General features: G+C 32.8%; 6 protein-coding genes. 5 read left to right on the top strand and 1 reads right to left on the bottom strand.

Annotated features, from left to right (window positions below; genetic code table 11):
• Window positions 1-404, bottom strand: a 404-nt coding sequence (locus QVB70_RS04425) for a class I SAM-dependent methyltransferase (RefSeq protein ID WP_287583780.1), incomplete at its 3' end; no start/stop codon positions are given.
• 106 nt (window positions 405-510) lie between these two features.
• Between QVB70_RS04425 and QVB70_RS04420 the strand changes: the two genes are divergently transcribed.
• From QVB70_RS04420 to QVB70_RS04400, 5 genes are all read left to right on the top strand, one after another.
• Entirely contained in the window at window positions 511-1,836 is a 1,326-nt protein-coding gene (locus QVB70_RS04420) for an EpsG family protein (RefSeq protein WP_287583778.1), read from the top strand.
• 47 nt (window positions 1,837-1,883) lie between these two features.
• Window positions 1,884-2,996 (top strand): glycosyltransferase family 4 protein, encoded by a 1,113-nt coding sequence (locus QVB70_RS04415; RefSeq protein ID WP_287583776.1) that lies wholly within the window; start codon window positions 1,884-1,886, stop codon window positions 2,994-2,996.
• A gap of 40 nt (window positions 2,997-3,036) precedes the next feature.
• Window positions 3,037-3,597 (top strand): hypothetical protein, encoded by a 561-nt coding sequence (locus QVB70_RS04410; protein ID WP_287583774.1) that lies wholly within the window; start codon window positions 3,037-3,039, stop codon window positions 3,595-3,597.
• Between the two features lie 189 nt (window positions 3,598-3,786).
• On the top strand, window positions 3,787-4,788 hold the full coding sequence (locus QVB70_RS04405) for a glycosyltransferase family 2 protein (protein WP_287583771.1): 1,002 nt from the start codon (window positions 3,787-3,789) through the stop codon (window positions 4,786-4,788).
• A 56-nt stretch (window positions 4,789-4,844) separates the two neighbouring features.
• A partial coding sequence (locus QVB70_RS04400) for a radical SAM protein (RefSeq protein WP_287583769.1) occupies window positions 4,845-5,812 on the top strand: 968 nt, incomplete at its 3' end.

Below are 5,812 nucleotides of genomic sequence, written 5' to 3'. Positions count from 1 at the left end.
GCAATAAAGATTCCGCCTCGTTTTATAACTCGAACTAATTCTCGAAAAATATTTAGACCGACATGATGAAGAATACCATTTCCAAAAACTATTCCTATTGAAGAAGCTTTAAAAGGGAGATAATATGCATTCGCTACAAAAAAATCCTGTTGTGGAAATTGTTTTTTTGCGACCTTTATGCTTTTTGAACTTATGTCTACTCCGAGATAGGTCCAGTTCTGGAATATTGGAACAAATAACCCTGAACCACATCCCAAATCTAAAATAAATTTATATGGCTTAACGACCAAATTCCGGATAATTTTTGATTTCTCTATAACTCTCTGCTTTATAGAAGCAAAAGCATCCTTCCTATGTGCTAAGCGATCAAAATATTCTATTTCTTCTTCAAGAGTTCGGGGCATCTATTTCGCCTTTCTCGTATCTCCACAATAATTATTTTTTTCTTGATGTGGAACCAGAAAAAACTTTTAAAAATCTTTAGATGATCCAGTTTCAGTGGTGTATCTTGTGAACAAAATATCTCAAACAATATATGAGATATTCCAGAAATACAAAAAAGGCATTATTATTGCTGTTGTAGCTTGTTTCATAATTTTATGTATCATATTTTTACAACCTATTCTTTTCTTTTTAGAAAGATCGATAAGTATAGCTGCCAATTACTATAGAAGACCGGGAGGAATTATTTATCTAATAAGTATCCCAATTTTGATTATTTTGCCAATTATATACGCCTTGTTGTACATAAAAGGGTTTGAAATTACCTCTATTCAGATTTTAGAAAAAATAAAATTGAGATATCTCCTTCCATTACATGCGGTCGTTTCCTTTTTTGCCTTATGGAGAGGAGGCGATAAATGGGTTGGTGCAGATCTTCCTGTTTATTTTTCAATAGTGAATTCAATTGCACAAGATTTCGATTTGATCATTTGGAGTATCTTCAATAAACCGGGCGGACTTAACCTCTATTTGATTGGTGAGCCAGTAGCATTTTTTCTTTTAGCCGGCATTGTCGCTCTTGGTTTTCCTGTACATTTAATATCTGTTATTTCAATTATGTTTAGTATCGCCAATCTGAGTATAATTTACAAAATACTACATGAACGCTTCGAAGAATCAACGGCAACGATAGGAGCTTTGATATACATCTTTTCACCCGTAATCCTCAGATTTGAAGCGGATCTTATAAAAAATCTATTTGCCATTACATTTGGTTTGTTAGCACTCTATTATTGGGAAAGAAAAATAATCTTAACAACTATTTTTCTAGTTCTATGTGTAGCAACTCATATTGTTACAGCAAGTCTCTTTATCTTAATAATACTTAATCTTGCACGAAAAGAAAGGTGTTTGCAGAAATTTGCTTTAGTTATTGCTTTAGGAATTCTTATAGTGCTGCCCTTTTGGATAATTATTGATCCTTACACAATTTATTACATTTCTATTGGGAGATTTCAGATTTTAGTTTCACAAGGTACCTTCCTAGATTATGATCCTAATCGTCGAGGATTTTTTCCTTACTGGCCAGATGCCTTAATTTTTCCAACTATTAGAATCTTTACTTCTATTGGTCTATTTCTGGTTTATTATGTATTAAACTACCAGAACATACCTAAAAGACATTGGAGTATTTGGATCGTTGTTACATCGGTTCTAGTTATTCTAGGCTACATTTTTCCACTTTTACATCCAGAACGTTGGGCATATTACTTAGGGTTCGCATTAATGTTTTTAATAGCTCCTTCATTGGAATTTGAAGATAAAACTCTTTTCCTAGTCTTTTTAATAAGCTTCTATGTTGCTTTTGCTGCTCATCTTCTGGTAGCATACTAAATTCGAAATATGAACCACAAAAGTCTAACAGACAACGGGGCAAATAAATGAAGATATTACAAATTTCAAATTTCTTTCCACCAAAAACTAGTGGACATGGAATATATTGCTATAACCTCTCAAGGAAATTAGTTGAACAAGGCCTTCACGTAAAAGTCATTACATCACAAATCCCACGCAATACATTTCCTATAGAGCTTAAGAATGGGATCGAGATCGAAAGAATCCCTGCATATGGGACAGGATGGGGAATTAGCGCACTTAGTTTTATAGTCCCAAAATTGTTAAAAGAAGCCAAAAGCTTTGATGTCGTTCATTTACATTCCTACCTTTTCCTAATATCAAACCAAGCGGCGTTATCAAAAAAATTAGCCCAGTTCCCATTAGTTCTACACCTTCATGGAGGCGTTGGAATCCCTGACCCTAAGTTTGTTGGGACATTCAAATCTGCTTTTAAAAGATTTTATGATAAATCAATTGGAAAAGCAACTATTAAGTCAGCTGACCGCGTTATCTCAATTTCAAAAACAGACAAAGTTAAAGTTGCTAATAAATTTAAAATAAAAAGAAACAAACTTGTGTGGATCCCCAATGCCATCGATATATCACGTTTTCCATATCTTGAAAAGAAATCAACTAAGAATATTGGATTTATTGGAAGATTAGAACTCTGGAAAGGTGTTTCTTATCTACCTCAAATCATTCGTGAAATTTCAATGCGTTTACCGAACACTAAATTGATTATCATTGGTGATGGTTCTCAGAAAGAATCTCTCGCGGCGCAATCAAAAGGGTTACCAGTGGAGTTTTTAGGGATGATACCTCACAAGGACATTACTAACATATTTAGAAAAATTGATGTACTAATCCTTCCATCCCTTCTTGAAGGAGTTCCCAATGTTTGCTTAGAAGCTTTTTCGTCAGGCGTCCCAGTTGTCGCTTTTAACGTTGGAGGTGTAAAAGAAATAGTTAAACATGATAAAACAGGGTTTTTGATTCAACCTGGGGATACAAAGGAGTTTATTAGAAAAACTCTAATTTTGTTAAACGATACTGAATTGAGACGTAAGATGGCTAAGGCAGGTAGAAAATTAATTGAAAAATATTATACGTGGGATGCGACTATTCCAAAAATAATTTCAATTTTCCAGACCTTTTAACTCTTGTTATAAACATGAAAGATTTAAAGTGTGTGTAAATATGCAATTAAAGGTTGAAACGGAAAAAGAAGCTTATGGAGCAACCATCTTCTTTTTTATTAATGGTATTTCATTTGGTTTAATGTGGGAAAGGTTAGGAACTTATCACGCGTGGTCCTACGCCCATCTCGGTCCAACGATTGTGGGAATACCTCTTGTGATCTGCATATGTTGGGGAATATATTCTCTTTTCTCCACATCCTTATTAAAGAAATCAGCAAACAAATTTCTGTATTCCTCTTCTCCTCTCGTCTTAAGTTTATTTATTGAGCCATGTGCAATAAAACTCGGACTTTGGAATTATTTTTTTCTACAGGGGGAATTATTGGCCTTATTGCCCTACTTAATCATTGGTTATCTTTTGATAACAATTTCTTTCAATATAATTAATAGTATTGGATGGAAATACATTTCAAATCAAAACAATCCAGTCACAATAGTTATTATTATAGTGAGTTGTATGTGTTTATTTGCCTTCAATGGTTTACTCGTTTATTCAGTTCTCTCCATTCTCTATTTTAAAGAAATACCCACATGGCTCGTTTCTCGTATTCTTGATTAACAACTTTTATACCTCTTAAACAATAAAATCAGGTTTCAATGTATCAATAAAAGTAGGATACTCTGCTAGTTAGTCAATAATCTTCAGAATGTCGAATTATAATATAACTTTAGTAGTCAAAGCATGGTAATCTGTGATTAGTTACGAGGACTTATCAAAGGTCTTTAAACCAATTATACGGTTGATTTGATGTCGGAAATAACCACTCAAAACGAATTAGTCTCAATAGTTGTCCCAGTTTATAATGTTGAAGAAACAATTAGAGATTGTATCGAGTCCTTACTTAATCTAGATTATGAAAATAAGGAAATCGTAGTTATAAATGATGGATCAATCGATGATACCCGGAAAATACTATCTGAATATCCTATAACAATATATAATTGCATTAGTCGAGGAGGTGCACCAAAGGCAAGAAATATTGGAGTAAAACTTGCTAAGGGAAGCATTATTGCTTTTACAGATGGCGATGTTAAAGTTGCAAAAGATTGGCTAAAACAATTAATAAAGCATTTCTCTTCTCCGACAGTGGGAGGAGTTGGAGGAATAGTTGAAACTTGGAATAGCGATAAATCAATTCCTAGATGTATAGGCTATGATGTTCAAAAAAGAATGAGTCAATATAACAAATCCGTTGAATCTTTAGCCACGTGGAATTGTGCATATAGGAAAAATCTAATAGAGAAAGTAGGGAAATTTAGAGAATACCTCGTTGTAGCAGATGACATTGACTTGAGTTATAGAATAAGAAAACTTGGTTATGAAATTATATTCGTGCCAAAAGCAAAAGTTTGGCATAAGCATAGAACATCACTTTGGGCTTTCTTTAAGCAACAGTTTTGGTATGGTGTGAGCAGAACTTTCCTCTATTATATTCATCCTGAGGGAATTAAAGGCGAAAGTTATGTTAACTTACATTTAATTCTTCAACCATTTTTTTATGTCGGTTTGGTTATCTTTACCATTCTGAGTCTTTTTATAAATCATCTATTTCCTGTGGCAATGTCTTATTTCGTAGTTCTAATAATTTCAAATGTTTTTTCTGGAATATCAACAGCGTTAAGAGTGAAAGATAAAAAGGCGTTATGCCTAATTGTTTTAAATTTGATTAGAGGAATAGCTTGGACTTTTGGAATGATTTATGGCACAAATCGATGGCATATACAAATAAAGAAAGATTTCAGTTACTGATACCAAATATTTGCTATTTACATTAATGAAATATGAGCTGAGTGATAAAAACGTCTTTGGCATTTCAAATCCTAAAATCAAAAATAAGGAAGACTATAGGAAGACCTTTACCAGTAAAACTTGCAGCAGCACTTACATTCATGTGTAATTCTAGATGTAAAACCTGTCACATTTGGAAAATCTATAAAGAATCTCCCGACAGAGTTAAAGAAGAACTTACTACTGAGGATTGGAAAAAGATATTTGACGAAATTGGGACAAACTTAGGATGGATTGACTTTACTGGTGGGGAGCCCACTTTAAAAAAGGATGTAGAGGATATAATAACCTATGCATACAACAATACAGCAATATCGGTAGCATCATTGACAACAAATGCTATTTTGGCGAAAAGATCATTACATAAAATTAAAAAAATAGTGCATGAAATCCCCATAAATAAAGCATTTAATATTATAGTAAGTTTAGATGGTGTATCTAGTACCCATGACGATATAAGAGGAGTGAAAGGAAATTTTGAGAACGCTATATGGCTTTTTAACGAACTTAAAAAACTGAAAAAGCAATATTGCAATTTAACTGTTAGTTGCGGACATACTATTTCAGAATATAATGCTGGAAAATTTTGGGCATTTTATCATTTTCTTAAGAAAAATCATATTTCTATAAGAGAGATAATACCGACTTTAGAGCATTTTACAGAGTATTACGGTAAGAATTTTAATGAAAACTCATATGAAAGTTTCAAGAAAGATTTAATAGATGACTTTAACTATTACCTCAAAATGTTGATAAATGAAACTAGATCTAAAAATATAATCCACAAAGTTAAATCACTCTTTTATAGATTCTATTCAAAGAAGATTCCTGCTTTTTTAAACGACCCTCAAAAAATGATAGTTCCCTGCGTTGCTGCCACTTATTCTGCATTTATTGACCCGTATGGAAATGTTTATCCTTGTACTCAGTGGAGCATAAAGCTAGGTAATCTAAAAGAAAAAAACTTTAGAGATATATGGTGGGG

This window comes from Candidatus Borrarchaeum sp. (genome assembly GCF_019058535.1).
GTDB lineage: Archaea > Asgardarchaeota > Sifarchaeia > Borrarchaeales > Borrarchaeaceae > Borrarchaeum > Borrarchaeum weybense.
The sequence above is the reverse complement of the archived record's forward strand: the minus strand, read 5'-3'. Positions and strand labels throughout refer to the sequence as shown.